Annotated in this window: 10 protein-coding genes; 7 read left to right on the forward strand and 3 right to left on the reverse strand. The window is 65.5% G+C overall.

Annotation, left to right across the window (positions count from 1 at the left end):
• Window positions 1–81 precede the first annotated feature (81 nt).
• From Pla108_RS09015 to Pla108_RS09025, 3 genes are all read right to left on the reverse strand, one after another.
• On the reverse strand, window positions 82–1,323 hold the full coding sequence (locus Pla108_RS09015) for a DUF1559 family PulG-like putative transporter (protein WP_146444608.1): 1,242 nt from the start codon (window positions 1,321–1,323) through the stop codon (window positions 82–84).
• Entirely contained in the window at window positions 1,310–2,395 is a 1,086-nt protein-coding gene (locus tag Pla108_RS09020; protein ID WP_146444609.1) for an AraC family transcriptional regulator, read from the reverse strand. Before Pla108_RS09020 ends, Pla108_RS09015 begins: the two co-directional genes overlap by 14 nt.
• An 84-nt stretch (window positions 2,396–2,479) precedes the next feature.
• The gene (locus tag Pla108_RS09025; protein WP_146444610.1) at window positions 2,480–3,259 is read right to left on the reverse strand and encodes a GntR family transcriptional regulator; all 780 of its coding nucleotides are present in this window, start codon (window positions 3,257–3,259) and stop codon (window positions 2,480–2,482) included.
• A gap of 618 nt (window positions 3,260–3,877) precedes the next feature.
• On the opposite strand from Pla108_RS09025, the gene Pla108_RS09030 reads away from it, so the two are divergent.
• The 7 genes from Pla108_RS09030 to Pla108_RS09060 all read left to right on the forward strand — a co-directional run bounded on the left by Pla108_RS09030 (window position 3,878) and on the right by Pla108_RS09060 (window position 14,614).
• Entirely contained in the window at window positions 3,878–4,930 is a 1,053-nt protein-coding gene (locus Pla108_RS09030; RefSeq protein WP_231934402.1) for a sialidase family protein, read from the forward strand.
• The gene (locus Pla108_RS09035) at window positions 4,927–6,483 is read left to right on the forward strand and encodes a sodium:solute symporter (RefSeq protein WP_146444611.1); all 1,557 of its coding nucleotides are present in this window, start codon (window positions 4,927–4,929) and stop codon (window positions 6,481–6,483) included. Before Pla108_RS09030 ends, Pla108_RS09035 begins: the two co-directional genes overlap by 4 nt.
• Before the next feature lie 40 nt (window positions 6,484–6,523).
• Window positions 6,524–7,489 carry a dihydrodipicolinate synthase family protein gene (locus tag Pla108_RS09040; protein WP_146444612.1) on the forward strand — a complete coding sequence of 322 codons (966 nt, stop codon included), beginning with the start codon at window positions 6,524–6,526 and terminating at the stop codon, window positions 7,487–7,489.
• Between the two features lie 18 nt (window positions 7,490–7,507).
• Window positions 7,508–8,560, forward strand: coding sequence for a DUF1559 family PulG-like putative transporter (locus tag Pla108_RS09045; protein ID WP_146444613.1), 1,053 nt, complete (start codon window positions 7,508–7,510; stop codon window positions 8,558–8,560).
• Between the two features lie 86 nt (window positions 8,561–8,646).
• Window positions 8,647–9,669, forward strand: a complete 1,023-nt coding sequence (locus tag Pla108_RS09050; protein ID WP_146444614.1) for a substrate-binding domain-containing protein — start codon at window positions 8,647–8,649, stop codon at window positions 9,667–9,669.
• A 2-nt stretch (window positions 9,670–9,671) separates the two neighbouring features.
• On the forward strand, window positions 9,672–11,837 hold the full coding sequence (locus tag Pla108_RS09055; protein WP_197526421.1) for an alpha/beta hydrolase family protein: 2,166 nt from the start codon (window positions 9,672–9,674) through the stop codon (window positions 11,835–11,837).
• 59 nt (window positions 11,838–11,896) lie between these two features.
• On the forward strand, window positions 11,897–14,614 hold the full coding sequence (locus Pla108_RS09060; RefSeq protein ID WP_146444616.1) for a glycoside hydrolase family 78 protein: 2,718 nt from the start codon (window positions 11,897–11,899) through the stop codon (window positions 14,612–14,614).
• The last annotated feature ends 7 nt before the right edge of the window (window positions 14,615–14,621 follow it).

Consider the following 14,621-nt stretch of genomic DNA (forward strand, 5'->3'; position numbering starts at 1 on the left):
GACACAATGATAGTGACACATTATGGCCGCCGTGATGTGACCAGCCAGTCTTGTGATATTCGCCGCTGCATGCCAGGACGACTACGGATTGACGTCGCCACCCTCACGACTGCCATAGCTATCCCAAACACTCTTGTCGATATCGAGCGAATAGGAATGGACCGAACCGTCGCAAAGCGACGCCTGCACAACCCCCGGGTGGGCCGAACCGGCGCAGGTCTTGCAGTCGCCCCACAACTGCTTGTTGTAGGGCTGAACAGCGGCTGTCTTGTCGTAATCCGAGTCTTGCTGCGGAGGCTGACCAAATCCACGGGCAACGTCGACATCGTAGCCGTGGAAGCAGGTGTTGTCGTCTCCGTCATGCTGGCCCGTTTCATAAAGAGGCTCGGGCAAAAACTTCTCAACGGCGAGTGCCGTCTTTGAAGTTCCGTCGGTTATCTGCGCCATTCGAGCGCCCCAGCGTTTGCCAACAATCCCTCCCTTGTCGACTGGTTCCAGTCCCCCGCAGACGGGATAATTCTGATAGCAGATCAGCTCGGGTCCCCGATCGGTGCCAACACTGCCACCGCCGTTAAAGCCGTAGTCCGACTTGGCGTAGAGATTGTTGTCGGTTCGTGAGGCGTTGTGGGTTGTATTCTTCGGATCGCCAGCAGGATCGCCAGTTACGGTGGAGGCTGGGTAGACGTCGACCCCGCGTCGGCTTGGGCAGATGAAAGACTTGATCGGACTGGCAATCAGAGTCCGCAAGGCGTCTTTCTTAGGCGTGTTCTCGGCGAAGATGAAATTGCCGAGCCCCGACCCGATCTGCTGAACGGCCGTCTCTTCAATGAACGGAGCAATCTGAAAGAGCGGGCCGCCGGGCTGCTTTTCGCCGACACCCCAATCAGGATCGCCTACCCAGAAGAAACCCCAACCGCCGTACGGCAACGTCCGATGAGAGCTCTCGTAGTTGAGAGCTGCCAAGGACATCTGCTTGATATTGTTCTTACACTGGTTGCGACGGGCCGCCTCGCGCGCCGCTTGCACGGCGGGTAGCAGCAGCGCCACGAGGATGCCGATGATGGCGATCACCACGAGAAGCTCGACAAGCGTAAAGCCGAAGCGCCGCTTGCGTCGCTGGAGTGGACAACGGAGATCCGTACTAGGCATCTTCAGCGTTCCCATGTTAGTGGCCTTCGAGAGTTCGTCGGCACAGAGATTTCTAAGTTCATAATAGCTTTCGGCACGCGATTCGCCCTCGAATCGCCCGCCCCGTTTCAAGACAACCGCCGCCCGAACGCTCGCTTCAACGGCGACCGATCGAACGACGTCAATCGATTTCACGTTCCACCAGATTGCGCTTGGCCGCTTCGCGGTACTCGCTCGGCGGCATTCCTTCGTTCTGCAGGAAGGCGAGCCGCAACCGTTCGCGACTCGGGAATCCCGCCAAGTACGCAACCGCCTTGACCGGCGAATCGGTCTCGGCGAGCAGCCGCTTGGCGCGGCTGAGCCGGCAGGCGTTGATTTCGTCGAGCACCGTCCGGCCAAGCGACTCGGAGAATTTCCGGTCGAGCGTCCGCCGGGTTACCGGCAGTTGCTTAGCGACGTCGCTCACGCCCAACGGTGGGCTGTGCTGGTGGTTCCAGATGATCTCGAGCGCTTGCTTAACGATGTCGTCCTCAATCGGCTGCTCATTCATCCCTGATGCGTTCATGACGATGAGGTCCTCCGTCGAGACGGGTACGTCGGCTGCCTGCCGAATCGATTCGTTAACCACTTGATTCACTAACGGGCCGACCCCGACGCCGCGCGCCGAAGCTCGCTTGAGAATCGCCTCGGAGAGGCCGTCGAAGGCGTTCACCAAGCGATCGGCTCCGGCGAGGCCGAACACCGGATTCGCCGGCGTGATCTCCGCGAGCGCGAGTCGCTTCCGTAGGGCGCCGCCCTGGAGCGAAACCCAGCGCTCGTCCCACCCGCCGCCCGCCAACGGTCGATACCGGTGCCAAACGCCCGGGAACAGAAACAAAAGCACGTCGCCAACCAGCCGAACGCGTCCGGTTTCTTCCGACTCGAACTCGCCGGCGGCGTTGGTCAGCAGGATGATTTGATGCTCCGGCAGGATGCGGCCTGCCCGCCAATCGAAGCTGTAGAGCTTCGGGTGGCCGCATCGCGGGCTTCCCTCCCCGGGTCCGAGCTTCGCACGCCCCACCCCGAGCAGCCGACTCGTGCGGGGGGGCAGCGCGGCGTCCTCCGGCAGGTACCGGAAAAAACTCTTGCCGAGGGGTAGCGGCTTCAATCGGGGCAGCGACGGTCGCGCCGGGCTGGCGACGCCAAAGACGCCGGTGCTGGCTGACCGCAGCAGCGGGCTAACGCCCTTACTGCGTCCGATCGATACCTCCGGGTAGGTCGTGAGCATGTTAGAAGCGATGAGAAGTCAAGGTGAAGAGAGAGAAGTTTCGCGCCACGGATGGGGCTTGCCATCCGCACCCGTTCAGGCGGCTTAAGGTGTGGCGGTCAGTCGATCTCGATCCAAGTCTTGTCGAACGAAATCGGGCAGATTGATCGTTCCCAGCGTGACGGGGTCACGTCGCTCGCGTTGCCTCAGCGACTGCTCCCGCCAGGAACGGATGTGTTCAACGATGAGGCGTTGCGCTTCGGCGCCGTCGCGGCGGACGAGGGCGTCGAGAATGCCTTTGTGACCCGCGTTGGCGGTCCGGATGCGTTGCACCGAGTAGAGGTTGCCGCATTTGGCGTTGAACGTCGACGCGATGCTGCGGGTGTTCTCGGTCATCTCCATCAGGCGGCGATTGCCCGTCGAGGCGATGATGAGCATATGGAACGCGATGTCGGCGGAGAGAAACTTGCTGAGCGACTCCCCTTCGACCAGCTCCACCGACGCCGACTCGGCCTTAGCCATCTCGTCTTCGATGGTCTGGTGCAGATGGGCCAGTTCGGCCAGCGCGTCGGTCGAGATCCGTTCGGCCGCTTTCATCGCGGCCATCCCTTCGAGCGCCTCGCGGATCTCGAACAGTTCGATCAACTCGGTGGTCGAAAACTGACGGACAATGGTCCCGTAACGGGGGACTTGCTCAACCAGCCCCTCATGGGCCAGGCGTCGCAGCGCCTCGCCGATCGGGGTGCGGCTGATGCCGAGTTCCTTGGCGAGCGAGGCCTCGGAAACGACCTGACCCGGCACGAGCATGCCGCTCGTGATCTTGTCGCGGAGGCTAAAATAGGCCTGGCTCGTGCGATTCGGACGCTTGTGCAGAGTTGACGACATGCCAGCACACAGTTGGAAGAGACTGAGCGGCCGAGCGGCGCCCTTACAGGCAGCGTCCCGGAGCCGTTTGAGAGCAGAAGACGAAAGTCGCGGATAAGTCGATCGGAAGAGAGTCGCAGCCAAGAAGAACTACTGGAATTCCAGTGGCCTCTCAGTAGATTGTGCGACCCCCCCTAGGTTGAGTCAACGCAAAGGCAGGGCGTTCGATCGCAAAGCGAGGTCGTTTCAACGCAACGCCCTCCCGCGGCGCCACCAACAGGAACCCTCGGCGCTGCCGCTCCCGGTCGATCCGGCGGCGCGGTGGCGATTGAGGCGTCCAAGGTCCGGGTCCAAGGTCCGGGTTAGAGAAGCCAAATCGACTCGCATAGGGCGACTGTCTCAAAGAGGGGCCGGCTGCCTTACGCGGAGCGGTTGAAGACCCGAATATGCTGAAGGGATCGCCCGTTTCCCTTTCACGACGCATTTGCCTTTCACGACTAGAAGTCCGCCTTGTTATCCGCCTTGTTGGAGTCGGTCCGCTTGCGAACGCCGCGGTTTGTCAGCGTCCGTTGTCGGCGACGTCGCGGTACGTCTTATCGACTGCAATGCGCTCTGATCGCTGCGGCTGGATCGATCTGCGTGGCCGGGCAAGGCGCCAGCGGGCCGGTGATTCGCAGCGAGTTCATCAATCCCGACGCGCCGTACCCTTCGTGCCACGCTTCGACCCTGGCGGAGACCGACGATGGCGTCGTCGCCGCGTGGTTTGGCGGAACGCACGAGAGGCATCCCGACGTCGGGATCTGGGTCGCTCGATGCGTCGAGGGCGTGTGGCAGGCGCCGGTCGAGGTCGCTAATGGGGTCGTCGAAGGGGAACGCGAGCCGACCTGGAATCCGGTGTTGTTTCAGCCGAGTTCCGGCCCGCTGTTGCTCTTCTACAAGGTCGGGCCGACGCCCCAGAGCTGGTGGGGCATGCTGACCACGTCGGCCGACGGCGGCCGCACTTGGTCGACGCCCCGTCGCTTACCCGACGGTGTGATCGGGCCGGTCAAGAACAAGCCGATTGAGCTTGCTAACGGCGATCTGCTCTGCCCCTCGAGCACCGAAGACCACGGCTGGCGCGTCCACTTCGAACGCACCAACGACCTCGGCAAGACCTGGCGAGTCGGCGATCCGGTCAACGACCCCGATGCGATCCGGGCGATCCAGCCGAGCCTCCTCCGCCACGGCGACCGGCGGCTCCAAGCGATCGGCCGCACTCAGAAGAGCGGCCTTTTCCAAGTGTGGTCGGAGGACCTCGGCAGAACCTGGGGCGAGATGACAACCACCGGGCTGCCCAACCCCAACTCGGGAACCGACGCGGTCACGCTCGCCGATGGCCGCCAGCTCCTGGTCTACAACCACAGCACGCGTGACCACGGCCCGCATCCGAAGACCAAGGGCCGCAGCCCGCTCAATGTCTCGGTCTCCGACGACGGCGTCGCCTGGGAGGCGGCCTTGGTGCTCGAGAACGACTACGAGCACCCGGCCGGGTACGCCTATCCCGCCGTGATTCAAACCAGCGACGGACTGGTCCACATCACCTACACGTGGCGCCGTGAGCAGATTAAGCACGTCGTGATTGACCCCGATCGGTTGACGACCCGGCCAATTGTCGATGCGCAGTGGCCCAGCGAGACGGGGAACGTCGAATGACACTCCGCACCGTCGACGCGGTTGTCATTGCGGCTTACTTGGTCGGCGTGGTCGGTCTGGGCTGCTGGTTCGTCCGTAGCAGCCGTACGACGCAAGGCTTCATGGTCGCCGCGGGCCGGCTGCCGGGATGGGTGGTCGGGCTCTCGATCCTCGGGACTTACTTATCGAGCACGACGTTTCTCTTCGTGCCCGGTAAGGCGTATGCGACGAACTGGAACGCCTTCGCGTTTAGCCTGTCGTTGCCCCTGGCGGCGTGGATCGCGACGCGTTGGTTCGTCCCCTTCCATCGCAACTGCGGTTCCGTATCCGCCTACGACCACCTCGAAGAGCGGTTCGGCCCCTGGGCACGCACCTACGGCGTGGCGTGCTATCTGCTGACGCAGCTCGCCCGCGTTGGGGCGGTCCTGTTTGGCGTCTCGCTGATCATGGCGACGCTGACCGGGTGGTCGCAGGCGACGATCATCATTACAGCGGGCGTCCTCGTGACGCTCTACACCGCGATGGGCGGCATCGAAGCGGTCATCTGGACCGACGTCGTCCAGTCGGTGGTGCTCTCGGTCGGCGCCGTGACGCTCCTCGTGCTGCTGGTGTTGGGCATGCCCGAGGGGCCAAGCCAAGCCTGGCGGATCGCGACCGCCGACGACAAGCTCTCGCTCGGCGGCTTCGCGTTCGATTTCACCCGCTCCACTTTCTGGGTGCCGTTGCTGTACGGGTTGTTCGAGAACCTGAAGAACTTTGGGATCGATCAGAGCTACGTCCAGCGCTACCACACGGCGGCCACTGAACGGCAGGCAGAGAATAGCGTCTGGATCGGGGCGCTCCTTTACTTGCCACTCTCGGCGGTGTTCTTCGCGATCGGCACCCTCTGCTACACCTACTACCAGGCCCACCCGTCGATGCTGCTCGAGGTGCAGGTGGCCGCGGCCGAACGGCTGGGAGAAGCGGCGTCTGCCGTCGCGCCGAGCGACCTGACCGCCGCCCAGGTGGGCGACAGCGTGCTGCCGCACTTCATCGTGCACGGGTTGCCGACGGGGGCGACCGGCCTGATCATCGCCGCGATCTTCGCGGCCGCGATGAGCAGCATCGACACGTCTCTCAACAGCGCGGCGACCGTCACGCTGCTCGACCTCTACAAGCGGCGCCTCCGCCCCGACGTGGGGGAACGTGAGTCGATGATCGTCCTCTACGCGACGACCGCGCTGATGGGCGCCGTGGGCGTCGGCGTGGCATTGGCGATGATCGGCGTTAACAGCGCGCTCGACACTTGGTGGAAGCTCTCAGGGATCTTCGCCGGCGGGCTCTTGGGGCTGTTTCTGCTGGGTGTCCTCGCCAAGCGAGCCAAACGGCCCGCCGCCCTGTGTGGGGTGATCATCGGCGTGCTGGTCATCCTGTGGATGTCGCTGCCCGACCTCATCCAGCAGTACACGGCGGCGCCGGCTTGGGTGCTGAGCCCCCTTCACGCCCATATGACGATTGTCGTCGGCACCCTAACAGTCTTCCTGGTCGGGGTCGCTGTTTCTCGTGTGAGTTCCTTCATCGCGGCAAAGCCGTAATTGAATCCGCCGCGAACCGCTTTCCTGTAGGCTTGCTTTTATGTCGCTACCGCAGAACATCCCGCTGCGTGGCATCGTCCCGCCACTCGTGACGCCGCTTACTCCCTCCGAGGAGCTCGATCGACCGGCCCTCGAGCGGTTGATCGAGAAAGTCCTCGGCGCGGGGGTCCACGGGCTTTTCGTGCTCGGCACCACCGGCGAGGGGCCTTCGCTCAGCTACGAGGTCCGTCTCGCGATGGTCGAGGCGGCTTGCCAGATCACCGCGGGCCGGGTTCCGGTCTTGGTCGGCGTCACCGACACCTCGTTGGCCGAGTCGATCAACCTGTCGCGGCGGGTCGCCGACGCCGGGGCGGACGCCGTCGTCTTTGCCCCGCCGTGCTATTTCCCGATCGACCAGGCCGACCTCGTCACCGCGGTCCGGCGGTTAGCGGCCGAGTCGCCGCTGCCGGTGATGCTTTACAACATGCCCGCGTTGACGAAGATCGCCATCAAGCCGGAAACGCTCCGCGCGCTGCTCGACGAGCCGACGCTGCTCGGCCTCAAGGACAGCTCGGGGGACCTCGCCTACTTCCGCCAGGCCCGCGGCGTGATCAACGAGCGACCCGATTGGACTCTGCTCGCGGGGCCCGAGCACCTGCTGGCCGAGACGATTTCGATCGGCGGCGACGGCGGCGTCTGCGGCGGCGCGAACGTTTTCCCCGAGCTCTTCGTCCAACTCTTCGACGCCGCTACGGGTGGCGTCACCGACGAGGTTCAACGTCTGCAGAAGCAGGTCGAGCGTTTGGGCGAACTGTACCGGCTGGGCTCCAATCCGGCCGTGGCGGTAATCCAGGGGGTCAAAGCGGCGCTCGCGGAACTCGGCGTCTGCGACGCGAGGCTCGTCTCGCCGGTCGCCGCGCTCGACGCAACGAACACCGAAGCGGTCGCACGGATCGTCCGCGGAGTCATCGACCTGCAGAAGGCTCCCGTCGCAACGTCGGTGTCGGGGTCGTCCTTTTCTTCCTAGCACGGTTCGGGGGAGCCCATGCCACCAGACGCCGCCACCCGCCGTTCGGCGCCCTACCGGCTGTCACGTTTCGCCGCGTTCACGCTGGTCGAGCTGCTGGTGGTGATCGCGATCATCGGCGTCCTCGTTGCGTTGCTCTTGCCCGCCGTGCAGGCGGCCCGCGAGGCGGGGCGGCGCACGCAGTGCGTCAATCACCTGAAGCAGATGGCCCTGGCGGCGATGAACCACGTCGCCGACCACGGGCACTATCCCACCGGGGGATGGGGGTACCGCTGGGTAGGGGATGCCGATTCGGGCTACGGGGGCAATCAACCAGGCAGCTGGGCCTACAACTTGCTGGCGTACACCGACAATCAGCCGCTACGTGACCTGGGACACGGCGTGGTGTCCAATTACGTCCTTGGCCTCGAGGCGTCGCTTGAGAGCCGCGCCGAGATGGTCCAGCTGGTGACAACCGCCTTGCCGCTATTCAATTGCCCTTCGAAGCGCCCCCTCACGACCCACCTGCTGGTTGATTCGACGTTCCCGGTGCTCGCGTTCAACGCTCAGGATTGTGAGGTGGGCAGCTGCTATGTCGCCCGCAGCGATTACCGCGCCTGTGCCGGCAACCGCAGCCGGGCCGACAATGTCGGACCCGCGCCGGGCACGATCAAGCCTTTCCTCGAAGGGCCCGTCCCCACGTCGTACAACGGCGTCATCTACCGCCGCAGCGAAGTCTCGGTCGCCCACGTGACCGACGGAACTTCCCACACCGTGCTCGCGGGCGAGAAAGCGCTGCACCCCAACAACTACCTGACGGGGACCGATTCATCCGACGACCAATCGCTCTACACCGGTCATGACCAAGACAACTCGGGCAACACCGGCGAAGGCGGTGCGATCACCATTGCGCAGCCTTACCCGCCGGTGAAAGATGGTTCGGCCGACAAGTCGGTCCATCGATTCCGATTCGGCGCGGCGCACCCCACCACTTTCCAGATGGCTTTCTGCGACGGTTCGGCGCACACTTACGGTTACGACGTTGATCCCGATGTGTTCGCCCTGCTTGGAGGCCGTAACGACGGCGACTGAGTGACCGCGTCTCGTCGGCGGATCGGCCAAGGACCGCCTTGCTCGCAGAGGCGGTCACCCTTTTCTCGACTAAACGGCGGTTCCAAATGTTTAGCAGCAAGGCGTTCTGGGCCCTGACCACGATCGCGATCGCGGCGGTGCTGCTCTATCGCTCGACGGTCGAATGGACCGATCCCAAGCGGCCTTCGCCCGAGAGCATCGCGTTCATAACGGGCGGTGAGGGTCCCTACTGGCAAGCAGCGATCGACGGCGCGACCGCCGCCGCCGACGAGCGTGGCATCCGCCTCGTCGTCCACCAGCCGAAGAACTCCGAGGATGTCGCCGAACAGATGCAGATCTTGTCGGTGGTCAGCAGCTCGGACGTCGGCGCCGTGGCGATCAGCCCCGTGGAGCCCGAGCGCCAGGCGCCGCTGATCACGCAGATTGGCGTCACCAAACCGATCGTCACGTTCGACTCCGACGCCGCAAAATCAGGCCGGCATGGCTACATCGGCACGAGCAACTTCAGCGCCGGGCTGGTCGCCGGCACCCTCGTCAAATCGGCCATCCCGGAGGGGGGCGAGATCGCCGTCCTAATGGCCAACAAGACCAAGGAGAACTTGATCGAACGCCAAGGGGGGATCCGCACCCGCATCGCCGAGTCTCCCAATCCCGAGGAGTCGCCCACCGACCGCCGTTACAAGATCCTCGGCTTCTTCACCGACGAGGGGGATGACGCGGCCTGCGAGAAACAGATTCGCGACCTCGTCGACGGACACCCGGACCTTGCGTGCGTCGTCACGCTCAACTCGCGGCAAGGCCCGGTCGTCATGCGAACGCTTGAGGACTTGGGAGCGACCGAGCGCGTCAAGCTGATCGCTTTCGACACGTCCGACGCGATCCTCGACGGCATCGAAGCCGGCACGGTTTACGCCGCGGTGGCCCAGGACCCGTACAAGTACGGCTACGAGGCGATCAGCATGCTCGACTCGCTATGTCGCGGCGACGAGCGGCAGCTGCCGATGGTGGGACGCGGCGCCGTCCACTTCAGTGTCGAACCGCTCCGCCAAGGCGACGTCGAGGCGTTCCGCAAACGCACCGAATCCCGCCATCCCGTCTCGAAGGGGTGAACGTGGCCTTCGTCTGGAATTGTCGCCAGCGGGCTTGGCGTTTGGTGCTCGGCGGCGTTGTCGTAGCCCTCATCGCCACCGGCGGGGCAGCCGCCATCGCCGACGCCGATCCGCGCCTTGAGGGGCTGATCAACTTGCGGACCGATCGGTTCCCCTTCGATCCCCCGGTGACGCCGGAGGCCTGGGCCGATCGGGCGAAAGAAGTCCGCCGGCAGGTCCAGGTCGCGGGCGGGCTCTGGCCGATGCCGCAACGCCCAGCGCCGCACGCCGTGATTGGACGGCCGGTGAAGCGGGACGGCTACACGATCGAGTCGGTTTCGCTTGAGAGCTACCCGGGTTTGGTTGTCACCGGAAGCCTGTACCGCCCTGCCGGCGACGCGACCGAGCTGCGGCCGGGCGTCCTCTGTCCCCACGGGCATTGGGGCGGCGGTCGTTTCCACGCCTGGGGCGACGACGAATTGGCGAGGCAACTCGCCAGCGGCGCCGAGCGATTCGAGCGGGGTGGCCGCCACCCGTTGCAAGCCCGCTGTGTACAGCTGGCGCGGATGGGCTGCGTTGTGTTCCTCTACGACATGCTCGGCTACGGCGACAGCCGGCAGTTTTCGCTTGAGGCGATACACGGACCCCGTGAGAGCACCATCCTCAAAGAAGCCAACGCCTGGGGTTTCTACAGCGCCCAGGCAGAACTCCGCATACAGGGGCCGCTCGGCGTGCAGACTTACAACTCGCTCTGCGCGCTCGACTGGCTCGAGTCGCTTCCCTACGTCGATCCCGAGCGCCTCGCCGTCACCGGCGGCAGCAGCGGCGCCACGCAGACGCTGATGCTGTGCGCCGTCGACGACCGCCCGGCCGTGGCGTTCCCCGTGGTGATGGTCTCAACCGCGATGCAGGGGGGCTGTGGCTGTGAGAACGCCTGCTGCCTGCGGATCGGTACCTCGAACGTCGAGTTCGCCGCCCTGATGGCGCCCAAGCCGCTCGGCATGGCGTCGGCCGACGACTGGACCCGCCACACCGCCGAGGACGGGTACCCGGAACTGCAACGTCTCTACACGATGCTCGGCGTCCCCGACCACGTGACGCACGCTTCGCTGATCCAGTTCCCTCACAACTACAACTACGCCAGCCGCGCGGCGATGTACCCGTGGCTCGACCGCTGGCTCGGACTCGACGCGGGTGACCGAGTCGTTGAGACCGACTACAAGCCGGTCACGCCCGACGAGGTCCGGACGACGCCGAGCATCGCCGACGCCGATGTCGATCGCGGGCACGAGATCGAATTGATGCGCGTGATGGCCGCCCAGTCGGAAGCCCTCCTGGAAGGCCTGACGCCGCACGACGCGACGTCGCTAGCCGAGTACCGCGACGTGGTTGGCGGCGCCTTCGAGGTCCTTCTCTGCGGCGCCGAGCAGGCGATGGCGGACGCGGAAGTCGTCGGCGAGCTAGCCGATTCCGACGGCGCGACGCCCCTGCGGATCGCCAATCGTCATGCCGGGGTCGAGTTGCCGGCGATCGCCCGTTTGCCGGTCGGTGCGACGACGGTGGTCGTCATCACGTCCGCAGCGGGCAAAGCGGCGGCCGATCCCTCCAGCGAACTGGCCGCATCGCTCCTCGCTCGCGGCGTCGGCGTGCTGGGCGTCGACCTCTTTGCCCAAGGCGACCTCGCGCCCGACGACGGACCGCTGACCCAGATGCCGGCCAACCCCGATCCGAAGCCGATCGCGTCGCTCACGTACGGCTATAACCCCACCGCGGTGGCGCACCGGGCGGGCGACTTGCTCGCAACGCTCGCCGTCGCCAAGCGGCTGCGTCCCGGTATCGAGAGGGTGGGGCTTGTCGCCGACGCGTCGTCGGCGCCTTACGCGATTGCCGCCCTCGCCTTGGCTGGCGACGCGGTCGACGCCGCGGCGGTCGACATCGGCGGCTTCCGCTTTACGGACGTCGCCGAGTGGCGTGACTCCCGCTTCCTGCCCGGCGCCGTAAAATATGGCGATGTTCCGGGCCTGCTGGCGCTCGGCGCCCCGCGGCCGACGGTGCTCGTCGATGGCGACGCCGATCACGCGCTCGCCGCCGAAGCTTACGAAGCCTCCGGCACGCCTGACCATCTCGGCGCCGCCGCTACGCTGCCTGCGGCGGTTGGCAAGCTCCTGAAATCGCTCGGCACGCCCTGACGCGAATCGACACCCCGCGACTTGGCCATCTCGCAACTCTTCCCCCTTGAATCGACCCTATGTTCGTGTTGCGTCTCTGTCTGTCCGCCCTCTGGTGCGGTCTTGCTCTGTGCCCGGCGATCGCCTTCGCTGAGGGCGGGCGGGTCGTCGACCTACGCTGCGAGTTCGCCGTCGGCCCGCTCGGGGTCGATACACCAACGCCGCGGCTCTCGTGGCGGCTCGAGTCCGACCGACGCGGCGCTAAGCAGACGGCTTACGAAGTCGAGGCCATGCAGAGCGCCAAGCCGGGATCCGACGCCGGCGACGTTTGGACCCAAGGGAAGGTCGATGGCGCGACCGCGTCGCTGATCATGCAGCCATTCGTCCCGCTTCGTTCCTCACAATCGGTTTGGTGGCGAGTACGGGCCTGGGACGAAGAGGGCGAGCCGACCGCTTGGAGCGAACCCGCCGAGTTCACGATGGGCGTGCTGGAGCCCGACGACTGGTCGGCGGAGTGGATCGTCGCCCCGTGGCAGACCGAGTCGGTCCTGATGCGGAAAGGGTTCGCGGTGAAGCCCGGCCTCAAGCGGGCGATCGCCCACGTCTGCGGGCTCGGGCAGTTCGAGATGAGCCTCAACGGGCGAAAGTCGGGCGACGGCCTCCTGGCCCCCGGGTGGACCAAGTACAACCGCACGTGTCTCTACGAAACGCACGACATCACGAGCCTGCTCAGCGATGGCGACAACGCTGTCGGCCTCATCCTCGGCGATGGCATGCACCACACCGAACGCCGCAACCGTTTTAGTAAGTTCCAGGGCACGTTTGGTCCACAGCGCGCGATCGTGCAGATTGAACTCGAGTACGAGGACGGGACCACCGAGCGGGTTGTCAGCGATCCGACGTGGCGCGTCGATCCGGGGCCGATCACGTTCAATGACATCTTCGGCGGCGAGGACTACGACGCTCGCAGATTACCGGCAGACTGGGACGAGGCGGGCTTTGACGACTCGGCGTGGGGCCACGCCGTTGAGCTAGTGCGTCCCGGCGGCAAGCTCCGCGGCATGACCGCCTCGGCGCCGTCGATCGCCGCCATCGAGACCCTCCCCGCTAAAGAGATTAGCCGTTCGAGTGACTCGCGCAGCGTCCTCGACTTCGGCCAGAACGCGTCGTTCATGCCGCGCGTCACCGTGCGCGGGCCGGCGGGCAGCACCGTGCGCCTCACCCACGCCGAGGTTCTTGACGACGAGGGGCAGATCGACCGCGGCACCTGCGGCGGCAACCGCGGCCCCGCTTACTGGCAGTACACAAAGGCGACCGACGGCGAAGAGACCTGGTTCCCCAAGTTCTTCTATGCGGGCTGCCGTTACTTGCAGGCGGATCTGATCCCGGCGGGGCAGGGGGGCGCGCTGCCGGAGCTCGTCTCGGTTGACGGCGTCGTGGTCCACACCACCGCTGCGCCGGCGGGCGACTTTGCTTGCTCCAACGACCTCCTGAACCGCATCCGCACGCTGGTCCGCTGGGCGCAACGCTCGAACCTCGTGTCGGTCCTCACCGACTGCCCCCACCGTGAGAAGCTCGGCTGGCTCGAGCAGTACCATCTCAACGGGCCGGGCGTCCGCTACGAGTTCGACGCGCACCGCTTGTTCATCAAGGGGATGTGTGACATGGCCGACTCGCAGATCGCGTCGGGCCTCGTGCCGAACATCGCGCCGGAGTACGTCGAGTTCCCCGGCACGTTCCGCGCGGCGTCCGAATGGGGATCGGCCGTCATCCTCGTCCCGTGGCAGCACTACCAAGCGACCGGCGACACGAGTCTGTTCGCGGACTATTACCCGACGATGCAGCGCTACCTCGAGTATCTCACGTCGCAGGCGACCGACTCGATCGTCGAAGAGGGCCTCGGCGATTGGTACGACCTGGGCCCCGCCGACCGTCCTGGCCACGCCCAGTTGACGCCGCCACCGGTCACCGCGACCGCGTTTTACTACGAGAGCGCGAAGACATTGGCGCAGATCGCCAAGCTGCTCGACAAGCCCGAGGACGCCGCCAAACACCAAGAGCTCGCCGAGACCATCCGCGACGCGTGGCGGGCCAAGTTCCGCAACGACGACGGCACGTACGCCACCGGCTCGCAATGCTCCAACGCCATCGCCCTGATGATGGGCCTTGCCGAAGAGCGCGACCGCGACGCGGCGCTCGCCGCCCTCGTGAAGGACGTCCGCGACCGGGGCGACGCGATGACCGCTGGCGACGTCGGCTTCCGCTACCTGCTGCAGGCGCTAGCCGACGGGGGCCACTCCGACGTGATCTACGACATGATCAACCAGTCCGAGCGGCCCGGTTACGGCTACCAACTCGCCCACGGCGCCACGGCCCTCACCGAGGCGTGGGACGCCAACCATCACGCCTCGCACAACCACTTCATGCTGGGGCACATCACGGAGTGGTTCTACAAGGACCTCGTCGGCATCGAGAGCGACCCGTCCGCCCCCGGCTACGAGAAGATCGTCATCCGCCCCAACCCCGTGGGCGACCTCGCCTGGGCCGAAGCAACCCACGACACGGTCCGAGGCCCGATCCACGTCCGCTGGGACCGCAAGGGAGACGCCTTCAAGCTAGCGGTAAAAATCCCTGCGAACACGACGGCAACGGTGCACGTGCCCGCCGCCAAGCACCAGACCATCACCGAATCAGCGCAGCCGGTGGCGGAAGCCACCGGAGTCGCGTTGTTAGAACGCGACGAAGAACGAGCCATCTACCGAATCGAGTCGGGGGCGTACGAATTCGCGGCCGAGTGACTCGCGG

It is taken from the genome of Botrimarina colliarenosi, assembly GCF_007859955.1.
Lineage (GTDB): Bacteria > Planctomycetota > Planctomycetia > Pirellulales > Lacipirellulaceae > Botrimarina > Botrimarina colliarenosi.